Origin of the sequence: Corallococcus sp. RDP092CA (genome assembly GCF_041903675.1) — a bacterium.
Classification (GTDB): domain Bacteria; phylum Myxococcota; class Myxococcia; order Myxococcales; family Myxococcaceae; genus Corallococcus.
On record NZ_JAYESI010000039.1, the window covers coordinates 42,869 to 66,956 of the forward strand.

The 24,088-nt window shown below is 70.1% G+C and carries 20 protein-coding genes and 1 riboswitch; of the genes, 13 read left to right on the forward strand and 7 right to left on the reverse strand.

All coding sequences use genetic code 11. The features are described 5' to 3' along the window. Positions 1-27 precede the first annotated feature (27 nt). Complete coding sequence (locus U8525_RS30195) at positions 28-1,875, forward strand: M48 family metallopeptidase (RefSeq protein ID WP_374270165.1); 1,848 nt, start codon at positions 28-30, stop codon at positions 1,873-1,875. A 22-nt stretch (positions 1,876-1,897) separates the two neighbouring features. On the opposite strand, the gene U8525_RS30200 is transcribed toward U8525_RS30195, so the two are convergent. Next, a complete protein-coding gene (locus tag U8525_RS30200) occupies positions 1,898-2,788 on the reverse strand; it encodes an SMI1/KNR4 family protein (RefSeq protein ID WP_374270166.1) in 891 nt (296 codons plus the stop codon). A gap of 205 nt (positions 2,789-2,993) precedes the next feature. Between U8525_RS30200 and U8525_RS30205 the strand changes: the two genes are divergently transcribed. Beyond that, positions 2,994-4,133, forward strand: coding sequence for a hypothetical protein (locus U8525_RS30205; RefSeq protein ID WP_374270167.1), 1,140 nt, complete (start codon positions 2,994-2,996; stop codon positions 4,131-4,133). Positions 4,134-4,326: 193 nt separating this feature from the next. Further along, complete coding sequence (locus U8525_RS30210) at positions 4,327-5,535, forward strand: hypothetical protein (protein ID WP_374270168.1); 1,209 nt, start codon at positions 4,327-4,329, stop codon at positions 5,533-5,535. 100 nt (positions 5,536-5,635) lie between these two features. Here the strand turns inward: U8525_RS30210 and U8525_RS30215 are convergent, their stop codons facing one another. Further along, a complete protein-coding gene (locus U8525_RS30215; protein WP_374270169.1) occupies positions 5,636-6,352 on the reverse strand; it encodes an O-methyltransferase in 717 nt (238 codons plus the stop codon). Positions 6,353-6,568: 216 nt separating this feature from the next. Here U8525_RS30215 and U8525_RS30220 point away from each other — a divergent pair, with 216 nt between their 5' ends. Then, positions 6,569-7,414: a helix-turn-helix transcriptional regulator gene (locus U8525_RS30220; protein ID WP_374270170.1), complete on the forward strand. Its 846-nt coding sequence runs from the start codon at positions 6,569-6,571 to the stop codon at positions 7,412-7,414. A gap of 133 nt (positions 7,415-7,547) precedes the next feature. Here U8525_RS30220 and U8525_RS30225 read toward each other — a convergent pair whose 3' ends face one another. Continuing rightward, positions 7,548-8,219 (reverse strand): TetR/AcrR family transcriptional regulator, encoded by a 672-nt coding sequence (locus U8525_RS30225; RefSeq protein WP_374270171.1) that lies wholly within the window; start codon positions 8,217-8,219, stop codon positions 7,548-7,550. Between the two features lie 110 nt (positions 8,220-8,329). On the opposite strand from U8525_RS30225, the gene U8525_RS30230 reads away from it, so the two are divergent. Further along, on the forward strand, positions 8,330-9,472 hold the full coding sequence (locus tag U8525_RS30230; protein ID WP_374270172.1) for an FAD-dependent oxidoreductase: 1,143 nt from the start codon (positions 8,330-8,332) through the stop codon (positions 9,470-9,472). Positions 9,473-9,551: 79 nt separating this feature from the next. Here the strand turns inward: U8525_RS30230 and U8525_RS30235 are convergent, their stop codons facing one another. Continuing rightward, positions 9,552-11,168, reverse strand: a complete 1,617-nt coding sequence (locus tag U8525_RS30235) for an FAD-dependent monooxygenase (protein WP_374270173.1) — start codon at positions 11,166-11,168, stop codon at positions 9,552-9,554. A gap of 174 nt (positions 11,169-11,342) precedes the next feature. Here U8525_RS30235 and U8525_RS30240 point away from each other — a divergent pair, with 174 nt between their 5' ends. The 4 genes from U8525_RS30240 (at position 11,343) to U8525_RS30255 (ending at position 14,585) form a co-directional block, all read left to right on the forward strand. After that, complete coding sequence (locus U8525_RS30240; protein ID WP_374270174.1) at positions 11,343-11,762, forward strand: hypothetical protein; 420 nt, start codon at positions 11,343-11,345, stop codon at positions 11,760-11,762. A 48-nt stretch (positions 11,763-11,810) separates the two neighbouring features. Beyond that, positions 11,811-12,209 (forward strand): GFA family protein, encoded by a 399-nt coding sequence (locus U8525_RS30245; RefSeq protein ID WP_374270175.1) that lies wholly within the window; start codon positions 11,811-11,813, stop codon positions 12,207-12,209. 316 nt (positions 12,210-12,525) lie between these two features. Beyond that, positions 12,526-13,215, forward strand: a complete 690-nt coding sequence (locus tag U8525_RS30250; RefSeq protein WP_374270176.1) for a response regulator transcription factor — start codon at positions 12,526-12,528, stop codon at positions 13,213-13,215. Beyond that, on the forward strand, positions 13,212-14,585 hold the full coding sequence (locus U8525_RS30255; RefSeq protein WP_374270177.1) for a sensor histidine kinase: 1,374 nt from the start codon (positions 13,212-13,214) through the stop codon (positions 14,583-14,585). The genes U8525_RS30250 and U8525_RS30255 overlap by 4 nt, the downstream gene beginning before the upstream one ends. 7 nt (positions 14,586-14,592) lie before the next feature. On the opposite strand, the gene U8525_RS30260 is transcribed toward U8525_RS30255, so the two are convergent. Then, a complete protein-coding gene (locus U8525_RS30260; protein ID WP_374270178.1) occupies positions 14,593-15,123 on the reverse strand; it encodes a hypothetical protein in 531 nt (176 codons plus the stop codon). 194 nt (positions 15,124-15,317) lie between these two features. Here U8525_RS30260 and U8525_RS30265 point away from each other — a divergent pair, with 194 nt between their 5' ends. The 3 genes from U8525_RS30265 to U8525_RS30275 all read left to right on the forward strand — a co-directional run bounded on the left by U8525_RS30265 (position 15,318) and on the right by U8525_RS30275 (position 20,452). Next, the gene (locus U8525_RS30265; protein WP_374270179.1) at positions 15,318-15,830 is read left to right on the forward strand and encodes a hypothetical protein; all 513 of its coding nucleotides are present in this window, start codon (positions 15,318-15,320) and stop codon (positions 15,828-15,830) included. Between the two features lie 384 nt (positions 15,831-16,214). Further along, positions 16,215-19,277, forward strand: coding sequence for a carboxypeptidase regulatory-like domain-containing protein (locus U8525_RS30270; protein WP_374270180.1), 3,063 nt, complete (start codon positions 16,215-16,217; stop codon positions 19,275-19,277). Positions 19,278-19,528: 251 nt separating this feature from the next. Next, positions 19,529-20,452 carry a hypothetical protein gene (locus U8525_RS30275; protein WP_374270181.1) on the forward strand — a complete coding sequence of 308 codons (924 nt, stop codon included), beginning with the start codon at positions 19,529-19,531 and terminating at the stop codon, positions 20,450-20,452. A gap of 308 nt (positions 20,453-20,760) precedes the next feature. Here the strand turns inward: U8525_RS30275 and U8525_RS30280 are convergent, their stop codons facing one another. Both U8525_RS30280 and U8525_RS30285 read right to left on the reverse strand, forming a co-directional pair. Then, positions 20,761-21,504, reverse strand: a complete 744-nt coding sequence (locus U8525_RS30280) for a hypothetical protein (protein WP_374270182.1) — start codon at positions 21,502-21,504, stop codon at positions 20,761-20,763. Positions 21,505-21,735: 231 nt separating this feature from the next. Continuing rightward, positions 21,736-23,052 carry a chloride channel protein gene (locus U8525_RS30285; protein ID WP_374270183.1) on the reverse strand — a complete coding sequence of 439 codons (1,317 nt, stop codon included), beginning with the start codon at positions 23,050-23,052 and terminating at the stop codon, positions 21,736-21,738. Positions 23,053-23,434: 382 nt separating this feature from the next. After that, positions 23,435-23,504, forward strand: a riboswitch (Fluoride riboswitch). 71 nt (positions 23,505-23,575) lie between these two features. Between U8525_RS30285 and crcB the strand changes: the two genes are divergently transcribed. Continuing rightward, positions 23,576-23,959 carry a fluoride efflux transporter CrcB gene (gene crcB / locus U8525_RS30290; RefSeq protein WP_374270184.1) on the forward strand — a complete coding sequence of 128 codons (384 nt, stop codon included), beginning with the start codon at positions 23,576-23,578 and terminating at the stop codon, positions 23,957-23,959. Positions 23,960-24,088 lie beyond the last annotated feature (129 nt).

Sequence of the window (24,088 nt, forward strand, 5' to 3'; positions counted from 1 at the left end):
GGGATGCGGTATGCTGGCCCCATCCCCATGGCCTCCTCTCGGAAATCCCCTGGCTTCGTCCAGCGCTATGTGCTGCCCGCGCTGTTGCTCTTCGCCCTCCCGCTGTTCGGGCTCTGGTTCTCCGGTCATGCCTCCGACCGCTTCGACGCGCAGGTGCTGGCGGTCATCGAGAAGCAGATAGGGCTCGACGCGGAGTTGAGCGCGGAGGACCGCCAGGAGGCGCTCGCCTTCTACCGCGCGGTTTCCGCGTCCGCGGCCTGCCTGAGCGACGGCGAGGAACTGGCGCGCTACCGCGAGAACCTGGGGAGCGCGTGCTCGGACGTGAAGCAGTTCGGGTGGGCGCGCCTGGGCTCGTGGGTCCTGCTGGCGCTCGGGGTCGCCTCCACGGTGGTGGCGCTCTTGTGCGGCCTGGCCGCGTTCATCTCGCGCCCCTTCCAGTACGGCAGCTTCCTGGTGGGCTGGCTCGTGCTCCGGGTCACCAGCGCGCTCCAGGTGCTGGGGCAGGGCGTGCTGGCGGTGTGGCTCTCCTACTGGGTGACCGCGCTCTGGACCCAGCGCTACTACCCGAAGCTCATCGGCGCGATGGCGGTCATCGCGGCGATCGCCATCTTCCTGGTGGTGGTGGCCATCTTCCGCCGCCCGCCCATGGACTTCGACGTGGAGGCGGAGGAGGTCCCCGAGGAGCGCGCCCCGGAGCTGTGGGCCTGCGTGCGCCGGCTGTGCGAGCGGCTCCAGACGTCCCCGCCCGACCACATCCTCGCGGGCATCGACACCAACTTCTTCGTCACCGAGCACGAGGTGCGCGTGGACGGGCGCGTCCTCACCGGCCGCACGCTCTTCGTGAGCCTGTCCCTGCTGCGCCTGCTGGAGCGCTCCGAGGCGGAGGCCGTGCTCGCGCACGAGATGGGGCACCTGCTGGGCGGCGACACCGGGCACAGCAAGCGGCTGGCGCCCATGCTCGCGCACTTCGGCCACTACCTCCAGACGCTCTACGAGGGCGGCGTGACGCGCCCCGTCTTCTATTTCATGGCGGCCTACCGCGGGCTCTTCGAGCTGTCGCTGGGCCGCAGCCGCCGCGCCAGCGAGCTCGCGGCGGACCGGCTGGCGGCGGGGGTCACGTCGGGGCAGGACATCGCCCGCTCCCTGGTGAAGGTGGGCGCGTACGCGAGCTTCCGGGACCGCGTGGAGGCGAAGCTCTTCGCCCAGGACGAGCAGCACCAGTCGGTGGCCATCGCGCAGCGGGTCGCGCACGGCTTCTCCGAGTATGCCCAGTCCGAGGCCGTGCACGATGACCTGCACCGCGCCGTGACGCCCCATCCGTTCGACTCCCACCCGCCCCTGGGCGCGCGCATGGAGAACGTGGGCGTCCACCTGAAGCCCGCGGACATGGCGCAGGTGCTCCTGGAGCCCGTGGCGTCCTCGTGGGTGGAGGCCTTCGTGGACGCGGAGGCCATCGAGTCGCGGCTGTGGGGGGTCTACGAAGAGCGCTTCTCCCAGGCCCATGACCTGGCGCTCGCCTACCGCTACGAGCCGTCCACCGAGGAGGAGCGGCAGCACGTGGAGAAGCACTTCCCGCCGCTCACCTTCGAGGGCAAGGCGGCCGGCCACGAGGTGCGGCTGGACTACGCGCAGGTGAGCTGCTCGGAGTGGGAGCAGCCCATCGAGTTCGACCGGATCACCTCCGCCTCCACCGCCGACCGCATGTTCAAGAAGTACCTGGACCTCCAGGTCACCGGAGAGGGCCGCTTCAAGGGCCGGCGCTCCATCTGCCTGAGCAAGCTGAAGGACCCCGAGGGGGCGCTGGAGGCCGTCGGGCGCTACCTGGGACGGCACCGCTTCATGAAGGAGCACCGCTCCAAGTCCGAGGCCGCTTGAGGGGAGCCTCCGCCCGCGGCCGTCACGCCGCGGGCGGGCGGGTGCGGAAGAGGCGCCCGGCCACGAGCTCGAACCCGGTGCCGGCGGGGAGCGTGGTCCCCGCGACGTTCGCGTCGGCGCGCAGCGTGCCGCTGTGGAGCTTCTCCATCAGCAGCACCACCCGGGTGCCGCCGGCCAGGGGGACGCCGTCCACGTCGTGGTCGCGGGCCAGCACGCCGCTCACGCCGGGGGAGACCGAGACCTCGTGGAAGGGGGCCAGCGGGAGGCCGTCGACGACGATGGGCTCCGTCGGTGTGAACTTCAGCGGGCGCCCGGTCTCCGGATGGATGGCGAGCGCCGTGCCCTCGGCGCACGGGATGCCGTCCACGACCGCGCGTTCGGCCAGGGTGACGTATTGGATGCGGCCCGCCTCGGTCATGAAGACGGACGTGCCGGCCCGGGCCACGAAGCCGCCTTCGCAGCGCGCGTCGTCGTGCACGGTCACGACCGCGGGGCCGCCGGTGCTCGCGTGGACGCGCTCGATGTCCACCGGGCCTTCGATGCCCGGCACGCGCACGTTCTTCGGCGGCTGCCGCGAGGCGAGCGCATCGAACGAGGGCAGGTCGCCCGGGCGCAGCCCCTCCGCGACGCGGTGCAGGAGCTCCTCGTAGGAGGCCGCGATGTAGCGGGTGTCGCCGTACGTTTCGCCCATGTGGAGGTAGAAGACGGCCCCCACGCCCTGCTTCAGCGCGTCCTCGACGTCGAGGTACCAGACGCCGCCGCCCCCATCCCGGGCGAAGGGCACCAGCCCGGCGGGCAGCTCCTCGCTCTCGTCTCCGCCCCTGTCGAGGTCGAGGCGCGTGTGCGGCCCGACGATGCCGCGCTGCTGGGACAGGTCTTCCAGAAGTCTGGCGGGGAAGCGTGGGTCGATCATCGCCGGGCAGCTTCCGGGCAAACGCGCCGGACGGCAATCGCCGGCGCATGGTGACTGACGCCATCCTCCTGGTGACCGCGGTCACCAGCTGGCCGCCTGTCGCGAGTCCTCCGTCCCAAGGAAATCCATGGGTTACGGGGGGCGCCTGGCTGGCATCCGCGCTGCAATAGGGCAAGGCAACGCTGTCACGAACCAGGTGATACCCATGATCAAGCCCAAGGCCCTCTCCTCTCCCTCGCTGCGCCAGAGCGCTGCTCCGGTGTCCACCCTCAACCCGAAGCAGCAGCTCTCCGCGGGTCCAGTGCAGGGCGGCTCCCAGGCCCAGGGCGCGGCGGCGCAGGGCTTCAGCAAGGTGGACTCGTTCGAGCCCGCCATCATCAACCGGCACCAGCCCCGCGCCTCGGAGCTCCAGTCGTCGCTTCAGGGGCTCCAGCCGTCGCTCCAGGAGCTCCAGCCGTTGCTTCAGGGGTTCCAGCCTTCGGTCCAGGAGCTCCAGCCGTCGCTTCAGGGGTTCCAGCCTTCGGTCCAGGAGCTCCAGCCGTCGCTTCAGGGGGGCCAGCCTTCGGTCCAGGAGCTCCAGCCGTCGGCTCAGGAGCCCCAGGCCACCGGCTCGGGCGTGCCGAGCGCCAACGACAAGCGGCCGGCCGGCGACACCCGGTCCGCGGCGCAGATCGTCGACGACACCCCGGTGCTCAAGAACCTGGGCCGTCAGAAGGACATCAAGTTCGAGCAGCTGTGCAAGCAGACGGGCGTTGACCCGAAGCTCGACCTGAAGGACCCGAAGCAGAACGCCGACGGCGTCTACCGGCTGGCCAAGGTGCTGGAGTTCATCGACAGCGCGAAGGCCTCCACCGGCGGCGACCGCTCGAACAAGGTCCAGGGCGGCGTGGGCGACGGCAACATCGAGGGCATCACCAAGGACGGCGACGCGCGGCACGGCACCGAGGCCGGCATGCTCAAGGACTTCGCCGAGAAGGGCTACTCCTTCCTGGGGGAGCACCAACTGCCCACCACGAACGACACCCACGTGAAGGCGGACGGGAGCAACAAGGACAACTTCCAGTGGTTCGCGGGCGAGGCGGGCAAGGCCCTGTGGTTCATGCCGGTGGTGAGCAACGTCCTGACGGGCGTGGGCAACTCGGAGGGCGGCTTCAAGGGCGTCCTCGAGGGCGCCGCGACCGGCTACGTCAACACCCTGAAGGGCGCCGCGGAGGGCGTCATCGGCTCCATCACGAAGGGCCGCGCCAACCCGGCCGGCATGATCTTCGGCGGGGTCATGGGCGCGCTGGGGAACACCGAGGCCGCGCCGCAGCCGGTGAAGGACATCGCCAACCTGCTGGGCTGATGACCGCTGTCCCCGGGCTGATGACCGCGGTCACCAGCCCGGGCCCTCCTTGCGTGAAGTCTCTCCCGCCAACCTCTTGAAACCACAGGCGGGCTCTGGCCACACCGTTCGACATCGCCTCGGCATGCCGGATGCAATTGGACAGGGCATCGCTGTTTCGCTCCCCCTTCGACGTACTGCTGAGGTTCCCGCCATGGCCCGTCGCATTGGTTCGTCCCCCTCCCTCTTCCGCTCCTCCTCGCTCCCGACCTCCTCGACGTCCCAGGCCAGGCCGCCGGCGCGCGCGTCGACGCTCCCCGCCTCGACGTCGGCGACGAAGCCCACGGCGACGAAGCCGCCCGCGACGACCGTGAAGCCCCCGGCGACGACGCCGGCCACGACGACGCCCGCCACGACGGCCACGAAGCCCCCGGCGACGACCCCGGCCGCGACCACGGCGACGCCGCCGAAGCACGCGGGGACCCCCGAGGGCGCGCCTTCCTACACCCCCTGGGAGAAGACCACGGGCCAGGGCTCGGACGTGGCGGTGAGCGGCGGTGACAACAAGCTCACGGCGCCCCCGGGCGCGAAGCAGAACGTGCTCATCGACAAGCCGGGCAACCCCTTCGAGAAGGACACCTTCGGCGGCGGCAAGCTGAGCGGCAACGTGGGCTCGGTGCAGGCCTCCACCACGAGCCACAGCGGCGGTGGCGTGCACCACTACTCGGCCCAGGCCGAGGTCCAGGGCCCCAACGCCTCCTTCGGGATGCAGAAGACGCACGCGGGCCGGCTGGGCGTGTCGAGCGCGCAGCTCACCGGCGAGGCCAACTCCTTCAAGGCGCAGGCCCAGGCCGGCGTGTCGGCCGACACGAACTCGCACGCCTACACCGCCGCGCTGACGGCCAAGGCGGAGACGGGCGTGGGCGTCACGGCGAGCGCGAGCCACGACTTCAACCGGCACGTGGGCGGCTACGTGAAGGGTGAGGCGAAGGCCGGCGCCTCCGCCTTCGCGGAGGGCGTGGCCACGGTGGACCCGCGGGCGGCCACGGCGATGGTCTCCGGCCAGGTGGGCGCGGGCGCCACGGCGGGCGCGTACGCCACGGCGGGCGGGCACGTGGGCCGGGTGCACGGCTCGGTCACCGCGGGCGCGGTGGCGGGCGCTTCGGCCCAGGCGGGCGGGAAGTTCGGCATCGAGAACGGCTTCCTCAAGCACTCCGCGGACGTGAACACGGCCATGGGCGTGGGCACCCACGTGAAGACGGACGTGGCGGTCGACCTGCGTCACCACGTCAAGCCGGGCGTCGCGTCCGGCCTGCGCCCCGCCCTCGGCACCGCGATGGGCGTGCCCGCGCCCTCGATCGCCATCGAGCCCGAGAAGTCGGGCATCGAGAAGCTCTTCGCCAAGGCCTTCGGCAAGGAGTGACGCGCGCGCCGGGCCCGCGTCATGGACGCGGGCCTGGGCCGCGAGGGACGCGTCCGGCAGGGGCTACGCGCCGGCAGGGACGCCGCCGGGTCGCCCCTGCTCAGCCAGGGCGCCCGGGCTGGCGGACCGAGTATTCGGTGCCTGAGCGGAAGGGCACCGTCATGGACGCGAAGCCGTTGCTCGGATCGCGCACCCAGGCGACGTAGTCGCGATAGTCGCCCTTGAAGACGCCGACGTTGTCGGTCACCACCACCGCGCCCGTGCGCAGCGCTGGCGCGACGAGCTTCAGCACGTCGAGCGCCCGCAGCGGGAACCCATCGTTGAGCATGAAGTCCACCTCACCGAGGTCCGACCGCAGCGTCTCCGTCGCATCGCCCACCCGGATCTCGACGAAGGAGGCGAGCCCTGCCTCCTCCAGGTGCGCCTGCGCGCGCCGAGCCTTCTCCGGCAGCAGCTCGGTGCCGATGACGCGGCCGCCGCCGTTGTCGCGCACCGCGGCCGCCAGCCAGAGCGTCGAGACGCCGAAGGACGTGCCGAACTCGATGATGCTCCTGGCGCGGAGCGCCCGCGCGGTCAGGTAGCAGAACGCACCCTGGGCGCGATCGATCGCGAGGTACTTGTCCGCGAAGGTGTGCTCCGTGCCCGGCGTGTCGATGGGCCGGCCCAAGAGCAGCCGCGGCAGCTGTGGCAGGAGCTGGAGGAGGACGCCTGGAACCTGGCGGTCCGCCTCGCCGTGGAGGCGACGCAGCACGGCGCGCACCCGCTCGTCGGGCAGGACGGCCAGGGGATCCCAAGCATTGTCGTTGGCGCTGAACACGGAGAAGCCCTTTCATCCTGGGGCCAGGAGGCCACGTGGGTGCCCTCGCCGTACCGCGCGAAGGCCTGTGGGCGACCCTAGGGAGTCTCGCCACTGGCGGCATTGCGCAATCAGGACAATTTGTTTATCAAAACGGCCATGGCGGCGAAGCGGCGCAGCGCGAGGACGACACGGGCCGTACCCTCGACGAGCTGGACGTTTCGCGGAGCCGTCCAGGTGGCGAACGGGCCTCCTGGCGCGGCGGCCTCCCTCGAATCGCTCGCGAGCCGTTTCGTGCTGGATGCCCGTGGGCGGTTGAAAGCCGCGGTCGCGCGGCCGGCGAACGCGATAGGGCTCAGCATGACGAGTGGTGGGGCCGAGAGCGAGCCCCACGAGCACCGCGAATCACAGCTCCTGTACCTGGTGCGCGGAGAGATGATCTGCGAAGGGTCAAACGCCCTGTGGATCGTGCCGCCCCAATCCGCGCTCTGGATCCCCGGGTCCGTGACGCATCGGATCCGCGCGCGTGCGCCGCTCGAAGGTTACAGCGTCTTCGTCGAGCCTGGCGCTGCGCCGAACCTCCCGAAGGAGTGCTGCGCGGTGTCGGTGACGCCGCTCTTCCGCGAGCTCCTGCTGCGGCTGGCGACGCGGCCCGCGCCCTACAAGCTCAAGGGGCCGGATGCGCGCCTGGTGAGCGTGCTCCTCGACGAGCTCGCGACGGTCTCCATCGAGAAGCACCGTCTGCCGATGCCGAACGATCCCCGGCTCCGGCGCCTGGTGGACGCGATGACCGCCGAGCCGGCGATAGGCGTGACGACGCAGGCGTGGGCGAAGCGGATCGGCGTCAGCGAGCGGACCTTGAACCGGGTCCTGGTCGAGGAGACGGGCTTGAGCTTCGGCCGCTGGCGTCAGCAGCTCCACATCATCCTCGCCATCCAGAAGCTCTCCCGGGGCGCGTCGGTGCAGAACGTGGCGCTGGACCTCGGCTATGAGAGCGCGAGCAGCTTCGTGACCATGTTTCGCAAGGCGCTCGGAGCCTCACCCGCGCGGTACATGGCCCGCCGGCTGACCACGCAGGCTTGAGCGTCGGCGGTCCGGCCTGCCCGAAGGTGGCCCTCCCCGTGGGACCGCAGGGGTTGCCGTCCAGGCCGCCGAGCGTAGCGCCTGCGTCGCGATGCTCGGTGGGTGGCGTGGGCGAGCTGGATGCGCCTGCGAGTTAGAGCGCGGCCTCGATGCCCGTCAGGATGAGCTCGATGCCGGCGAGGAACTCGGCGAGGTCGTCGTGCCTGGCCAGCTGGGCCGCGATCTTCCGGAGGAACGGATACTCGTGGGCGTCGAGCGCCTTCCACCGGGCCGAGACCGCGTCGAGAAAGTCCGTGCGATTCACGGGCGGATCGAACATGCGGCCGTTCGCGGCGTTCTGGATGCTCACCCCGATGATGTAGCTCAGCAGCGTCGACGCCGCCGTGAACTGGGCGCCGCCTGAAACCCCCAGCGCCTGGACCTGGCGCCCGATGCGCTCGAAGAGCCGCAGCTGCGGGGACTCCCACGGAGCGCGAGAGAGCTGCGCGCCCACCCACGGATGCGCATCGATCGTCTCGAACACGCCGACGGCGATCTTGCGGAGCGCTTCCTTCGGTCTGGCGGAGGCGGTGACCTCGGTCATCGCGCGGGCGACGACGGCGTCGGTGGCGGCGACGAGCAGCTCGTTCTTGTTCGCGATGTGCCAGTAGATGGCGCCGGGGCCCGTGGCCAGCCGCGTGGCCAGCGAGCGGAAGGTCAACCCGTCCTCTCCCTCCGTGTCGAGCAGCTCGATCGCCGCGTCGACGATCCGCTCGCGAGAGAGCGCATCCTCACGTCGTTCCGACCCACGCCTTGCTGTGCCCATGGCCCCATCTTGACAGGTCTGGAACGGCGTTCCAGTATGTTTTATGGAACGCCGTTCCAGGGGCCGCCAGCAGAGGGCTTCGAGCGGTCTCCACCCTGAAAGGAAGCACGATGACTCCCGTTGCGATCATTGGGGCCGGCCTCGGTGGGCTGACGCTCGCCCGCGTCCTGCACGTCCACGGCATCGCCGCCGCAGTCTACGAGGCCGAGGCGTCCGCGGATGCGCGGACGCAGGGCGGAATGCTCGACATCCATGAGTACAACGGGCAGCTCGCGCTGAAGGCGGCCGGGCTGTCCGACGCGTTCCGCCGCATCATCCATGAGGGCGGCGAGGCGACGCGGGTGCTCGACCCGCACGGCACGGTCCTGCTCGACCAGCCCGACGACGGCAGCGGCATCCGCCCCGAGGTGCGGCGCGGCGACCTGCGGCGCATCCTGCTCGACTCGCTGCCCGAAGGCGCGGTCCACTGGGGACGCAAGCTCACGGCCATCCGTCCGCTCGGTGGCGGGCAGCACGCGCTGACGTTCGCGGACGGCTCGACCGTGACGGCGGGCCTCGTGGTCGGTGCGGACGGCGCCTGGTCGAAGGTCCGGTCGCTGCTGTCCGACGCGAAGCCCGAGTACGTCGGCACCTCGTTCATCGAGACCTACCTGCTCGACGCCGACGCACGCCACCCGGCCAGCGCGAGGGTCGTCGGCGGCGGCGCCCTCCACGCCCTCGCGCCCGGCAAGGGGATCGTCGCCCACCGTGAGACGAACGGCGTCCTGCACACCTACGTCGCGCTCACCAGGCCGCAGGAGTGGTTCGCGGGCATCGATTTCGCCGACCCGACGGAGGTGAAGGCTCGGGTCGCGGCGGAGTTCGAGGGCTGGGCGCCAGAGCTCACCGCGCTGATCACCGACGGGGAGACCGCCCCCGTCCTCCGGAAGATCCACGCGCTCCCGCCCGGCCACCGGTGGGAGCGCGTGCCCGGTGTGACGCTGCTCGGCGACGCCGCGCACCTGAACCCGCCCGACGGTGAGGGCGCCAACCTCGCGATGTACGACGGCGCCGAGCTTGGCGAGGCCCTTGCCGCGCACCGGGGCGACCTCGAAGCCGCGCTCGCCGAGTACGAGGAGGCCATGTTCGTCCGGAGCGCGAACGCAGCCGCCGAGGCCATGAAGATCCACGCGCTCTGCTTCAATGACCCCGACGCGCCGCACGGGCTGATCAACCTCCTGACCGGCGGCTCCGCGTCGAGCACGTCGCGCTGACCGCGAGCGCAACGCCTCGGCTTCGAGCGTTGCGACGGCCGGTTGAGGCCCTCCGCCCCGCGGGCCGAGCAGCGTCGGGTCAGCTCCTCGCGGCGGGATGTTCGCGGCTCGCGAACCAGCTCGCCGCGGCTCGTGTGACCTCCTCGGGGTGGGGCGTCGTCTCGCTCGCCCAGGCCACGAACCCATCCGGGCGCACGAGCAGCGCGCTCAGTCCCAGGCGATCCCTGGCGTCGCTGGCCACGTACCTCACCTGGTCGCCCCAATGGCCATCCAGCGCCTGGAGCGATGGCTGCCGGTCGAAGTCCAACAGCACACCGCTTCCATCTCGGAGCAGCGCGCCGAGCCTCGTCCCGTCCTCGAACTCGAAGTCCGGGCAGCTGCGGCCCACCAAGGGGTGGTCACCGCCCAGGTCGTAGCGGAGCGAGACCCCCCAGAGACGTTCGGCGAAGTAGGTCGCGCCGTCGCGCGTGTCGAGCAGGTCGCGGAGGATGGCTTCGAGCGCGCGGGAAGGGGGGCTGGGTCGCATCAGCGCGACCTGGGCCCGCGTCCAATCGAGGATGCGCGCCCCGATGGGGTGCCGCTCCGTGGTGTAGCTGTCGAGCAGCCCCTCGGGGGCATCGCCGCGCAGGGTCGAGGCGAGCTTCCACCCCAGGTTCATGGCGTCGCCCAGCCCGAGGTTCAAGCCCTGTCCGCCCAGCGGTGAATGGATGTGCGCGGCGTCGCCCGCCAGCAGCACCCGCCCCTTGCGGTAGGTCGTCGCCTGGTGCGAGCGGTCGGTCCACGTCGAGGCGAGGTGCAAGGCCTTGAGGGTCACGTCGGTGCAGGACACCCGCCGCAGGACGGCTTGCACGTGCTCGCGCGTGATGGGTTGGGTGCGATGGAATGCGCCGCCGTCGAAGTCGGTCATCGCGATGACCCCGGGCCGCCACTGGGTGAACATCCCGGTCGGCGTGTAGTGACGGCCCAGGGGGAGCTTCTCCGGCTCGGCGATGTCCGCCATGACCGAGTAGCCCGTGAACTCAGGCTCGGTCCCGAGGAACTCGAAGCCCCCTTGCTTGCGGACCGTGCTGCGACCGCCGTCGCAGCCCACGAGCCAACGTGCGCGAAAGCGTTGGCCGCCCGCCTGGACGGTGACCTCGTCGTTCGAAGCCTCGAAGCCTTCGACACCCTGGCCGCGCCGGAGCTCCACTCCGAGAGAGCGCGCGTGAGCGGCGAGGACGCGCTCGATGTGCTCCGTCTCGGCCCCCAACTGGAGGTCGGATGGGCCCGGGAGTCGATACTTCCAGCGCGACGAATCGATGTTGCTGTAGTCGAACGGGATGCCCGCGAAGTGGCCGGCCGGCCCGCGGAGGTGTGCGCCGGACGCGATGGCGCCAGGGCTCGGCTGGCCAGGGGCGCCCTCGGCACGATATTGCGACGCGATGGGGTCCAGCAGTCCGCGCCGGTAGAACGCCTCGATGCTGGGGCCCCAGAGTCCTCGCCTTCCAAACGGGAGCCGCTTCAGGGGGGAGTGCGGATCCTCCAGCTGTTCCAGCACCAGCACGGAGCGCTTCGCGAGCCGCAGCTCGCAGGCGAGGAACAGGCCGACCGGGCCAGCCCCCGCGATGATCACGTCGTAGACCATGGTGTCCTCGGGTGGAGACAATACCGTCGCGCGCTCCATGACGCCCTCGATGCGCATGGGCCGCGGAGGCAAGGTCCCCCGGGCCTCCCTACCAGATCCCATGGGGTTCAAGAGCTTGCGCTGGCGGAGGTCTGTCGCTCACGCGCCGGTTGGCCGAGAGCGCGGTATGTCCACGCCCGCCAGGCGTTCCAGGGGGGATGTGGCCTGGAGGCCCGAAAGGCCCGCGGCAACGAGCGTGAGGCGCAGATGGCCCAGCACCTGCTGGATGCCCGGTCGAAGCGCCCGCGGGCCTGGACGCTGGTGCTCACGGGCAGCGTCCACGCGCGCACCACGGCGGTGAGCTGGGGTGGCGACTTCGAGGCCATGGGCTCGCGCGTGGCTCGCGTCCTGCCCTCGGTGCGTGTCCTGGACGTGGGCTTCCAGCGTGGCACCCAGTTCGCTTGTCGCTACAACGTCTGGGGCGAGGCGGTGGAGTGCGACGTCTTCGGGATCAGCCCGGCGCTTGAGGCATGGCAGTCCGCCAAGCAGGCCGCGGGCCTGAAGCTCTTCACGTCCGAGGAGCCCCACGGCTTCCACGGCCGGCTCTACCTGGGCGCGCTGACCGCATCGCCTCCCGCGCTCACGGCGCCGAGCGAGGTCACCCGCGTCCACCCCGCGCCCAGGTAATATGCGGTGAGCGAGCCGCGGTCTTCCATCGTTCGGACGAGGTCATCCATGCATCGAGGGTCCTGCTTGTGCGGCGCGGTCCGCTTCACCGTGGCGGGCGAGTTGCCTGCCCCTGACGCGTGCCACTGCGGCAAGTGCCGCAAGCACTCGGGCCATTACTTCGTCTCGACCGACGTGCCGCGCTCCGCTGTCGCGATCGAGGGCGCGGAGAAGATCAGCTGGTTCCAGTCATCGGAGAAGGCGCGCCGCGGCTTCTGCTCCGTCTGCGGCTCGTCGCTGTTCTGGGATCCGCTCCACCGCGATTGGATTGGAGTCGCGATGGGCGCCTTCGACACGCCGACCCACACCCGCATCGCGCTCCACATCTACATGGCCCACAAGGGCGACTATTACGACGTCGCGGACGGGGCGCGGCAGTTCGACACGATTCCACCCCCGCCGGGGTGAGGTCGTTCCAGGGGGCAGGCAGCACCCGCGCGGGGAACGCCGAAGCATGTCCGGAGTCTGGGAAGAGGACGCGGGAGGCGCCCCTCCATGAGGGGGCCGATGTCACAACCCGCGGGCGTCCGGTGTCTTCGGGTCGAGCGGAACCAACGCTGACACCCGGAGAAGACATGACCTCGACCAGGATTCCCCCGAGAGACGGGGCGATGCGCCAGACCTTCTCGGTAGGAGCGCACGGCGCGATCTTGAGGATGTGGTCGTCACTGGAGACGACGCCGACGAGGGCCTGGCGACCGCCCCTCTCCCATGGAGGCCGTCAATGACAGTCCCGACTCGCATCCTGGTGGTCGAGGATGACGCCCCCATCGCCGCGGGCCTCGTGCGTGGCCTGAAGCAGGCGGGGTTCCAGGTGATGCTCGCCACCGACGGGTGGCTCGCGCTGGAGGCGTCCGAGCGCGAGCGGCCCGACCTGGTGGTCCTGGACCTGAATCTCCCCGGGAAGGACGGCTTCGAGCTGCTGGATGCGTGGAAGGGCCGGCTGCGCGTGCCTGTCATCGTGCTCACCGCGCGGCAGGAGCTGGAGGCCCGGCTGCGCTCGTTTGGCCTGGGGGCGGTGGACTATCTCGCCAAGCCCTTCTGGATGGAGGAGCTGGTCGCGCGCATCCGCGCCAGGCTCCTGCTCCGGGAGGAGCGCCCGCGCCGTGTGCTGCGTTGGGACGACGTGCGCCTGGACCTCGATGCGCGCGACGTGAGCCGAGAGGGCGCGGGCCCCGTGTCGCTGACCCGCCATGAGTTCGACGTGCTGGCGTACCTCGCGGAGCGCCCGGGGCGGGCCATGACGCGGGCCCAGATCGCCCAGCACGCCCTCTCTCCCAATGAGGAGCGCGATGACCGGACGGTGGACTCCCATGTCGCGCGCCTCCGGAAGAAGCTCGGGCCGGCGGGCGCGCGGATCCGGACGTCCTGGGGCATCGGCTACCAGTTCGACCCGCCAGAGGAGCCTTCGTGAGGCTGTACAACCGGCTGGCGCTGCGCACCCTCGTGGCCTCCTTGCTCCTGGGCCTCCTGGGGACGCTCGGGACCTCCTACCTGGCGACCTTCATGGGCGTGGATACCGCGTTGCTGCGGAGCACGCGCTTTGCCACCGCGCTCATCCTGTCCACCCATCGCGAGGAGTGTCAGGCGGCGCCGGGCTGGCGCTTTCAGGGTCCCGAGGGCATCGAGGTGGAGGCGTTCGATGCGGCCCGGGTCGGAGCGGGTGGCCCGGGCGGGCGCCCCGATCCGAAGCTCGTCGCCCGGGTGCTGGAGGGGGCGGAGGAGGCGACCCTCATCTATCTTCCGTTCCTCCATCCCGACTCGCGGTGGGGAGGCGCCTCGGTCAGAAGGCTCGCGCCGTCCGGGCCGTGCAGCCTGCTGGAGTTCCGCTGGCCCCCCATGCATGAGCGCGTGACGGTGGCGCGGTGGCTCCTGGGGCTCGCCCTGCTGTTCACGACCGTCGCGGCGGCGCTGTCCACCTTCGCCGTCGTCCAGCCGCTCCTCGCGCGGCTGCGTCGCCTGCACCGCGCCGCGCGGGCGCTCGGGGCTCCAGACTACCGGTCCGCCACGGATGGCCTGGGCGACGAGCTGGGCGAGGTGTCCCAGGCGCTCGACGCCACCCACGCGCGCGTCCAGCGGGACGCCGCGCGCATCGAGTCCCAGAAGCATGCGCTGGAGCGGCACCTGGCGGACGTCGCGCACGACCTGAAGACGCCCATCGCCTCGCTCCAGCTGTCGCTGGAGCTGGCCTCGGCGGAGCCCGCGCAAGGCAATCCCGAGCTGCTGAGACAGGGGCTCGAGGACACCGTCTACCTCACGTCGCTGGTGGACAACCTCCACCTCGCCTGCCAGATGGGCGAGGGCGTGGATCCGCTGGCGGAGGATGCTCGGGTGGAGCTGGGGCAGACCGTGGAGCGGGTCGTCCGCAGGCTCAGGCAGCTCGCGCGGAGGCGGCAGCTCACCGTGGAGTGCTCACGCCCCGACGAAGCGCTCTGGGCGCGCTGCAACCCCACGATGATGGAGCAGGCCATTGGCAACCTGCTGCACAATGCCATCACGTATGGGGAGGAGGGGGGCCACGTCGTGGCGGTGCTGGAGGTCGCCGGGCCGCGACGCTTCCGGCTCACCGTGCTGGATGACGGCCCGGGCCTTCCCCCCGAGGAGCTGGAGTGTCTGGGGGAGCGGGGCTTCCGCTCCCGCCAGTCGAGCCGCCGGGCCCCGCGGGGCAGCGGGCTGGGCGTCTCCATTGTTCGCGAGCTGTGCCGACGTGTCGGCTTCTCGTTGGAGTTCTCCAGCAACCTGCCGCGGGGCTTGAAGGTGGTCATCGAGGGCCCCCAGTCGTGACCAGGCGTCAGCGAGACTTGCGGATGCAGATCTTCTTCAGGGTCGCCGCGTAGGTGTCTTCCAGGGCCTTGTCGCTCTTCTTGTCACCGACCAGGACCGTGTACTTCAGCTCGTACTCCGCGTTCATCATGTTGAAGCGGACGCTGCCCGTGAACGTCTTTCCCCGCGGGTCCGAGGTGGAGTCGCCGGTGAGCATGTCCACGCTGTTGGCCCAGGCCCACTTGCCCGCGTCACAGCCGGGATGCCGGGAGAGGCTCTTGTTGGTGTCGCCGTAGGGCGTGTAGTCCACGTAGCAGCCGCCATTCCGGGGGCGGAAGTGGATCCGGCAGTCGAGCGTGATTCCGTGTCCCGTTCCCAGGGCGTTGTTGTTGCGGACGGCGGTGCAGTCCGTGGCGGCGTGCTCGCTCTCGGCCTTTATCTTCATGTACTTCTTCTCGAGGCTTGCCTGCCCCTTGGCGGGCAGGTCTTCGCAATCCGAGGCGAAGGCCGGGCTGACTGCGAGGCACATGGCCGCGGTGGCTACCAGGACGGATTTCATGATTTCGCGTTCCCCTCGGGTCGATTCCCCATGCATTCACGGCGCCCCCATGGGCGACCGCGTCGACCTGCCCCCACCATCGCGTCGAGATGTTGAGGAAGTGTGGAGATGCCGCTCGAGCCGCGGCGATTGAACCCTGGGGCGGCACAGGCGGGGCTGGCGCGTCCACGGGGCCCCCGGACTACGCTGGAGGGATGGCCCTTCCTCCCCATGAGTACGCCCGCGCGGCGCTGGATGCGGAGCTGCACGTGCAGGTCACGGTGGACCGCGTCGAGCTTCCCCCCGCCACCCCGGGCGAGGCGGTGGTGACGGGGCACATCGCCCGGGTGTTCCGCGGCTCGCCCGCGCTGTGCTCCACGCCTGTCTCCTTCACGGTCCCCGTCTGCCGTGAAGACGATGACATGGAGCCCGGTGGGACCATCTGGACGTTTCCCGAGCTGCTGGAGAAGGCGCCGGTGATGGAGGTCTTCCTCGATTCGCACGAGGGGGGCTTCCGCAACGCCTCCTATGACAACCACCTGCTCACGGCGCTGACGGACACCCCCGTGCGGGTCTACACCGAGGAGATGGCCCGGGAGCCCGTTCAGCGCCGCACGGGCGGGCGGTATGACCCGCGCGAGGAGCGACGCGAGCTCTTCCTCTACGGCGCGCTGAGCATCCTCGGCCTGGCGGTGTTCTGCTGGGCCCTGGTGCGGTGGTCGTCGTAGCCCATTGCCCGCTCAGCACCCGAAGCCGCCCACGGCCGCGTGCGGCTCGCTCACGCGGCTGGGGTTGATTCCCACGGACGCCGCGGCAGACCTGGGGGGGGCTCGGCGCGTTGATAGGCTTTCAGCGGATTCAGGGTGGAGTGGAAAGGTGAGGCGATGCGGTGCGGATTCGGAGGAGCGTTGGTGTCGTGCCTGCTCGCATGTGTGCTCGGGTGCTCGACGCCTCAGGAGAACCTCGTTCTGGCACGCGGAGACGGGGTCGCCGGCGAAGCGGCCGAGCGCATCGGCACCGAGGTGACGGCCCCCAGCGTGGCTGCGGGTGACGCGCGAGCTGTGCGAGGGACGGTGCTGGGGCCGCGGGGCGCCGTCGCGAATGCCGTGGTGATGGCGACGGCCGCCCAGCCACCGACGCCGCTGGAGATGATTCCCTGTCCATCCCGCGACGACTGGGAGGACACCGGGCTCCTCTCTCCCAACTGCCGGGCGGCGTTGTTCACGCTGGAGTCCTGGCGCTCGGAGCGGTTCGGGGAGGAAGCTGTCCTGGCGCGCGCCACCACGGACCGGGAGGGGCGCTTCACGCTGACGGGGATGGGGGCGGGGCGCTTCACGCTCTGGGTCGAGAGCCCCTCGGGCTCAGGCCTCCGGGAGGGCATCGCCGCCGGAACGCAGGACGTGGAAGTGCGGCTGGAGGAGCCGCGTCCGCCGCGGGGGCGGGTGCGCGACGACAGGGGACAGCTCGCCGGGGAGGTCCTGGTCACCGCCATCCACGCCACGCACCGCCGCTACTTCGAGGCCCGCACCGATGCGACGGGCCGGTTCGCGCTCCCGCCGCTTCCGCCTGGCGATTACGTCCTCCTCTTCCAGCGGGAGGGGCTGCTCTCCAGGTTCGAGGAGCTCCATGTCGCGGCCCATCCACCACTCGACGTGACGATGTCGCGCTCACGGACGCTGCCGGGGCGTGTGCTGCGGGGGACGAAGCCGGTGGCGGGGGCCCGGGTGTCACTCCATGGCCTGTTTCCCAGCAGGGAGACGGTGACGGACAGTGCCGGACGCTTCACCTTCGACGGCATGGCGCCGGGGCTCCATGTCCTCGCTGCCCAGCACCAGGGGCTGGACGCCCTCTCGGAGGTGGAAGTGGGAGAGGGCGAGGAGCCTCCGGCGGTCGAGCTCACCCTCGGGACCGGCGCGCGGCAGCGGGGCGGGGTCGTGGACTCCAGGGGGAAGCCCATTCCCGGTGCGACCGTGTACGCGCGGTACGGGGGACGCACGGAGTTCGAGTCCGCATGGCGTGCGAGACGGAAGACGAAGTCCGCCGCCGACGGCACGTATGAACTGGGCCCCCTGGTGCCTGGGCGCTACCAGTTCCAGGTCTTCGCCGAAGGCTTCCGGGATGAAGGGCTCATGTGGACCCAAGTGGACGGCAGGAAGCCCAAGACCTTCGTGCTGCGCGACGCCGCGGTGGTGCGGGGGGCCGTGGTGGATCCAGAGGGCCGACCGGTGGGCGGGGCTCACCTCGCCCTGTGGCCCAGGACGGATGACGGGGTCCCCTCGGCGCTGCGCCGTCTGGGGTCTCCAGGGTACCTGGGCCTGGAGTCGGGGGGCCTCACGACGTCCCGTCCAGATGGAACCTTCGTGCTCAACGCCACGGCGGCGGGGCCCTGGGTCCTGAGCGTCCAGCGGGAGGACTTCCAGGACGTCTTCGCGCCCGTGACGTCGCCGGGTTCGGACTTGCGCTTCACGCTCGGGGAGGGCGCGCGCGTGAGCGGTGAGGTGACAGACTCGGAGGGAGTCCCCGCCCGGGGTGCCAGCGTGCGGTTGTTGCCTGTCGATGACGCAACGGGCTCCCTGCCCGAGCTGGCCACGACGACGGATGCGCAGGGCTCCTTCACCTTGAGGGGACCTCCCCCAGGCAGGTACCGGCTCCAGGCGGAGCAATGGGCTTCCATCGGGAAGCGCTGCGTGGCGAGGGACTTGGAGGTTGCCGGTACGGAGGCGAGGCACGAATCCTTGCGGCTTGACCAGGGGCTGCGTGTCTCGGGACGGGTGGTGGACTCCACGGGGAGCCCGCTGGTGGGGACGGAGGTGAGCCTTCAGCACGCTGGCACGCCGCAGGGGCATGAAGGGACTGGCGTCGTGACATGTCCTTCGCACCCGTCCACCTCACGCGCCTGGGCTGGAGAGGATGGGCGCTTCGAGGTGCTCCATCTGGACTCCGGACCGCACGAGCTCACCGTGCATGCGCCGGGCTACACGTTGGATGCCCAGGCGAGCACCGGGATCGCGGCGTCCGAGCGCGCCAGGGCCGTTGTCGTGCAAGCGGGGAGCTCGGACGTGCACCTGGTGCTGCGCCATGCCCCCGGCATCCGAGGGCGGCTCGTCCGCGAAGATGGCTCGCCCATCACACGCTTCATGCTGGGGGAGGCGGTGGTCGAGGACTTCGAGGGGGCGTTCTATCTCTCCACGGAGGACGCGCCGCCGACCTCCTCGCTGGTGTTCAAGGCGCCTGGGCTCGCGACGGTGTCACGCGAGGTGACAGCGCGCAGGGGAGAAGACGTGGACCTGGGCGCGGTGGTGGTGGCCCGGGGCCGGGAGGTGAAGGGGCGGGTGACGAACGCCGTGACGGGGGCCGCCGTTGCTGGCGCGCTGGTGCACCTGGATGGAGTTCCCGAGGACGCGCAAGGGTGGACGGAGCGGGTGGACGTGTCAGATGCCGAGGGTGGGGTGCGCACGGCGGTGGATGGCACCTTCACCCTCCCGCAGGTGGGGGCGCTCCCCGCGACGCTGCTTGTGACCCATCCCCGATTCGTGCAGGCGCGCGTGCCCCTTTTCGGGCAGGGCGTCTCCGTGCGGCTCGAGCCCGGGGCCACGGTGCGGGGCACGGTTCGTGACGTGCGTACCCGCCTGCTCCGGATCGTCCTGTCCCGCCAGGGGGAACCCTTCGCGGCTGACATCCGCCTGGAGGGAGAGCACTTCTCACGCTCGGACCTCCCCGCGGGCACCTACGAAGTCTTCGTCGACGTCTCGAGTGACAGGGCGCCCCCGTTCGAAATCAAGCCACAGACCGTCACGCTCGCGCCGGGAGGGACCGCGACGTTGAGCTTCGTGAACATGAAGCGGGTGACGCTGCGCCTTCGTGCTCCCACCAACCTGGGGCATCTCAAGACAGCGCTGGTTGCTGGGAGCGTGCTCATGCCGGGAAGTGAAGCCGAACGGCAGCGCATCCTCATGGCTGGCGAACCCACCTTCGATGGGGATGAGCGCACCTGGGTCTTCCAGTCCCTGCTGGAGCGCGGGACCTATACCTTCTTCGTCTTCGACCCGAGGGGCGGGGTCGTCCGGACGTTGCGTCAGGAGGTGACGTTGCCGGAGCGGGGCGAGGTTGCCCGCACCCTGGAGATGAAGTGGGTGGACGTGCCAGCGGGTGGGGCGAACGAAGGTGCGCAGTGAGCCTGGAGTTGCTCGTCGCAGGAGAGGATGGGGGGACCTGTCATTGACACGTCAGTGACGCCCCATGACGCGTCATGCACGCCCCGCGGCTACGACTCGGCCTCCCGTGCGACGCGCTCGCCGGGGCGTGGAGACGACTGGCCTTGGTGTTGCAATGACGAGCGCCACGGGCCCGTGTGCCAGCCGGGTCCGCCAGCCCGCGGGCGGTGGCCCTGGCGTCCACTCCCCATCGAGAGGAGCGTCATCGTCGAATGCTAAATCAAACTCCGGAATATCAATCCTGTATCCAGAGCTCAGAGAAGGTCTCCTGGCGGCTTGATGAGCTGTTGCCCAAGGACACGGTCCTGGACTTCAGCCACCGGTTCCTTTCGGATGAGCTGACGGGCACGGAAGCCATTCCCTTCCTGAACGCCGAGGAGCGGCTGATGCTGAATCACATCCGCTCCAACAGCTATGCGCACCTGTTCCTGTTCCTGGAGGAGTACGCGGTGGCGCTGGCCGCACAGCGCGCCAGCCTGGAGCTGCACGGGAACGCGACGCACATGCGCGCGCTCCTGCGCTTCACGGAGGAGGAGCTGAAGCACCAGCAGCTCTTTGCGCGCTTCACCGGCGCGTTCGCGCGGGGGTTCAAGGTCGTCCCCGCCCTGCTCGACAACCACGTCGAGGTGGCGCGCGCCATCATGACGAAGTCGAACCTGGGGGTGCTCATCTTCAACCTGCATTTGGAGCTGATGACGCAGCAGCACTATCTGGAGACGGTCCGCGGAAACAAGACCGAGACGCTGGATCCGCTGTTCTGCAACCTGCTCAAGCACCACTGGCTCGAAGAGGCGCAGCACACCCGGCTGGACTTCCTGGAGGCGCAGAAGATCCTCGCCCGGGAACCTGACGCGCTGGAAGCGGCCCTCACGGAGTACGCCGAGCTGCTCCAGGCGCTTCGGGGGACGCTGAACGCCCAGCTCGCGCTCGACCTCCAGACGCTGGAGAGGGCGGTGGGGCGCACGTTCACCCCGGAGGAAAGCAAGCACCTGGCCGAGTCCCAGGAGCGTTCGTATGTCCGGGGCTTCATCGGGATGGGGATGAAGGCGCCCCTCTTCCTCTCGCGCCTGCGCGCGCTCTCCCCCATCGCCGAGCAGCGCATCCTGGAGCTGGCTCCGACGTACTACTGCGATTGAGGCGGGCTTCGCGACCGCCGCCCCGCCGTAGCGCTCCGGAAGGGCCACCCCTTCTCCGAGGTGGGGCTCGCCTGGCGTGGCGCGGGCCTACCACTGTCTTGGACGGCGGTGGCTGGCCTATGTCGGGTCTGAAGAAGCTCAGCCACGGCGTGCCATTCGCACGCGCCCCACGCGCCGCCTCGATGCCCGGGCGCTCCGTGTTGGTGATACCTGGTGGGGAGCCCGCAAGAGGAACGAGCGCCACCAGGAGGTCCAGGTGGCGCTCGTAGGACGGCAAGGCTCTGCCGCCTTCACGATGACAGCGCAGCTCAGTACATCTTCAGGTCGTACTTCGGAGTGGGCGTCCAATCGCTCCCCGCGGGCATGCCGCGCAGGTCGGTCACCTTGACCGCGTAGACGTTGTTCGCCTGGGCGTTGGCCGTGGCCCGATACACGTTGCACAGCGGGTTGGGGCCGCTGCAGAGATAGCTCTGGGTGCTGCCAAGCAGCGCTCCCACCGTGCGGGTGGCGTAGTTGTACGCGTAGATGTCGATCCGCATCTTCGGGCCATTGCGCAGGTTGTAGGTCTCCACGGTCAGCAGCTGGGTGGCCGGGACGAATACGATGACCCAGTCGATGTCGCCCTGGCGGTGGAACGAGTGGTTGAGCTGGGGCGAGCCGGGGTAGGACGAGGCGGTGAGGTGGGTGTTGTCGCTCTCGTAAGCGTCCGCTGGAGCCAGCAGGCAGTTGGCGGGGGGGCTGAACCCGTCGTTGACGCAGACGTTGCCCACGCAGTTACAGCCGGAGCTACAGTCCGCTCCGGTGCTGCACTCGCGCACGGGCGCCTGGTTGCAGTGCTCCTGCGACACCGGGGGGCCGAGGTCATCCGGCACACAGTAGCCCGCCGCGCACTGGCACGCGGTCGTGCACCCCAGACCGTTCACGCATGTGCGCGTCGCGATTCCGGCCTCCTGGGACATCAACTCGGTGGGGGCCAGCGCTTCGTCCTGCGTCACGTTCCCGCAGCCAATGGTGACCAGCAGCAGCGAGAGCGCACTCCAATGCATCTTCATGGCTGTGCATCCTTCAGGTGGGCTCCGCGGATGCGCCGGATTGCGCAAGCGGAAAGCCTGTCTTCACCCGCAGCGAATAGTGCATGGCCAAGGTGGGTCCAGCAAATGGCATTGCCGGCATTGGGGGGGATTCTCGCGTTCTTGGAGGCTGGCTTTGTTGTGATTGGATTTCTCTGCCTCTACGGATGGCCAACGCCAATCCAACACGCTGCGCGCGCGGAGCGCTCATCGTCATGACGCCTGCTTCGACCCGGTCTTGACGCTGTTGGATGGCGGCGACTGAAGGACGGGCTCTGCCTCCAGCTCATGCAATGAGACCAGCCGCTCCAGGAGCGGGCCGCCATGCTTGAGGCGTGCGATCCGCTGGGCCGGGTAGATGCCGCGATGCCCGGTGAGGAGGTACGCCACCACGGTGACGATGACGACATGAGGCAGGACGCTCGCCCCCAGCAGCTCCACGGCCATGATGGAGAGCGCCAGCGGCGTGTTGGCCGCGGCTCCGAAGGTCGCCGCCAGCCCCACGCCCGCGGCGAGGCCCAACGGGAGGCCAAGCTGCTGACCGAGGACATTCCCGAGGGCCGCGCCGACGAAGAACAGGGGCGTGACCTCTCCGCCGAGGAAGCCCGCGCCGAGCGTGATGGCGGTGAAGAGCAGCTTCAACGCGAATGCCGAGCTGGGGAGGGACGGATCGACGAAGGCCCTCTCGATGGTGGGAACCCCCAGGCCCAGGTAGTCGGTCGTCCCCACCAGCTTCCAGAGTGCGACGACCGCGACGCCCCCCAGGGCCATGCGCAGCGGCAAGGCGGGGACGGCCTTCTCCAGCGACTTCTTGATGAAGTGGACCAGCTCCACGAACACCACGGCGACCACCGCCACGGCCGCGCCGAAGACCAGCCACTTGCCGAGCAACTCGGGGGTCAGCGCCAGGGGAGTGGGGAGGGGGTACGCGGTGTGGTGGATTCCGAGGGAGCGCGTCACCAGGTCGCCCACCACCGAGGCCACGAGGGCAGGGACCAACGCCTCGTAGCTGATGCGCCCGACGCAGACCACCTCGAGCCCGAAGAGGGCGCCCGCGATGGGCGTCCCGAACACGGAGCCGAAGCCCCCGGCCACGCCCGCGGCGAGCAGCTCCCGCCGCGTCTCCGGCGAGACGCGGAAGCGATGGGCGACGGCATCCGCGAGGCTCGCGCCCATCTGCACCGCGGTGCCTTCGCGGCCGGCGCTGCCTCCAAAGAGATGCGTGAGGACCGTGCCGATGAGCACCATGGGGGCCATCCGGAGGGGAAGCTGCTTGTCCCCCTGGTGCGCGGTGTCGATGACGAGGTTGTTGCCACCCCGGATGGGGGTGCCCCACCGCGCATAGACGGCGCCGATGAGGAGGCCCGCCAGGGGCAGGGTGTAGACGAGGGCCTCGTGGCTCGAGCGGTACCGCGTGGCCTCCTCGAGCAGGTAGAGGAACGCCGCGGAGGCCACGCCACAGATGACGCCCACCACCGTGCCGAGGACGAGCCACTGCATGATGCTTCGAGCACCCTTTTCCAGGGTCATCGCGCGGCTCCGCGGCCAGCGAGGAAGGGTGGGGGTCGGAGAGTCGGGGAAGAATCCACGTGCGCGCGCCTCCAAGTGTTCCGGCGCGGGCATGGGGATGAGGACTCAAACGACACCCACGGCCGATACCGGCTTGCCGTAGGAGTCATTGGCCACCTTCGAGGGTGGCAGGTCTCGGCGGACTCCACCGCCATCCCTGTGGCCGGGAGCTTTAATGGCTCCAGGCGGTGCGGTCAATCAGGAGGAAGGGAGACGGCGATGATTCCGAGGCCCCTCGCCAGTCAGGCGTGAGTGCGGCCCCTCGGGAGCGTGGAGGTCCCTCGGTGGTTCGCGCCGCACCGCGTGTGCAGTCTGATTCAAGGATGCTCAGGAAGGCGTTGACCTCATGAGGGGTGGTGGAGTCCGCCAGAAACCGCCGTCCACAGCCGACGGCCAATGACTCCTACGGACAGCCTGCGGTGCTGGCGGAGCTGGCGGTGCGCGAAGCACGGCCGCCTGGCTGCTCCGTTGAGGAGACAAGGGCATGGTTCGCTTACTGCTCATCTGCCTGGGGGGCGCCTTGGGAACGGGCGCGCGCTACCTCATCACCGGCTGGGTGCCGAAGCTCCTGGGGCCGTCGTTTCCCTACGGCACACTCACGGTCAACGTCGTGGGCTCGTTCCTGATGGCCCTCATCATGGCGCTCGCGCTGGCGACCAATGCCATCCCACCCACCGTCCGCCTCTTCCTGACGACGGGCGTCATTGGCGGTTTCACGACGTACTCCGCCTTCTCGTACGAGTCGCTGGCGCTCCTCCAGGAGCGGGCCTGGCTGGCCTTCGCTCTCGACGTGGGGGGCACGGTGGTGGGCTGCCTGCTGGCGGGCGCGCTGGGCTTCGTGGTCGCGAGGGTGCTGATGGGCAGCTAGGCGCAATGCCGGTCAGATAAGTGGTCCTTGCGAGGACCTACCGGAATGGTTGAGGGTGTGGCGATCTCAAACTTGGAGATCGCCGCATGGGGCTTTCCCAGGCCATCCAGGGGGCAGCCATGGTGGCCC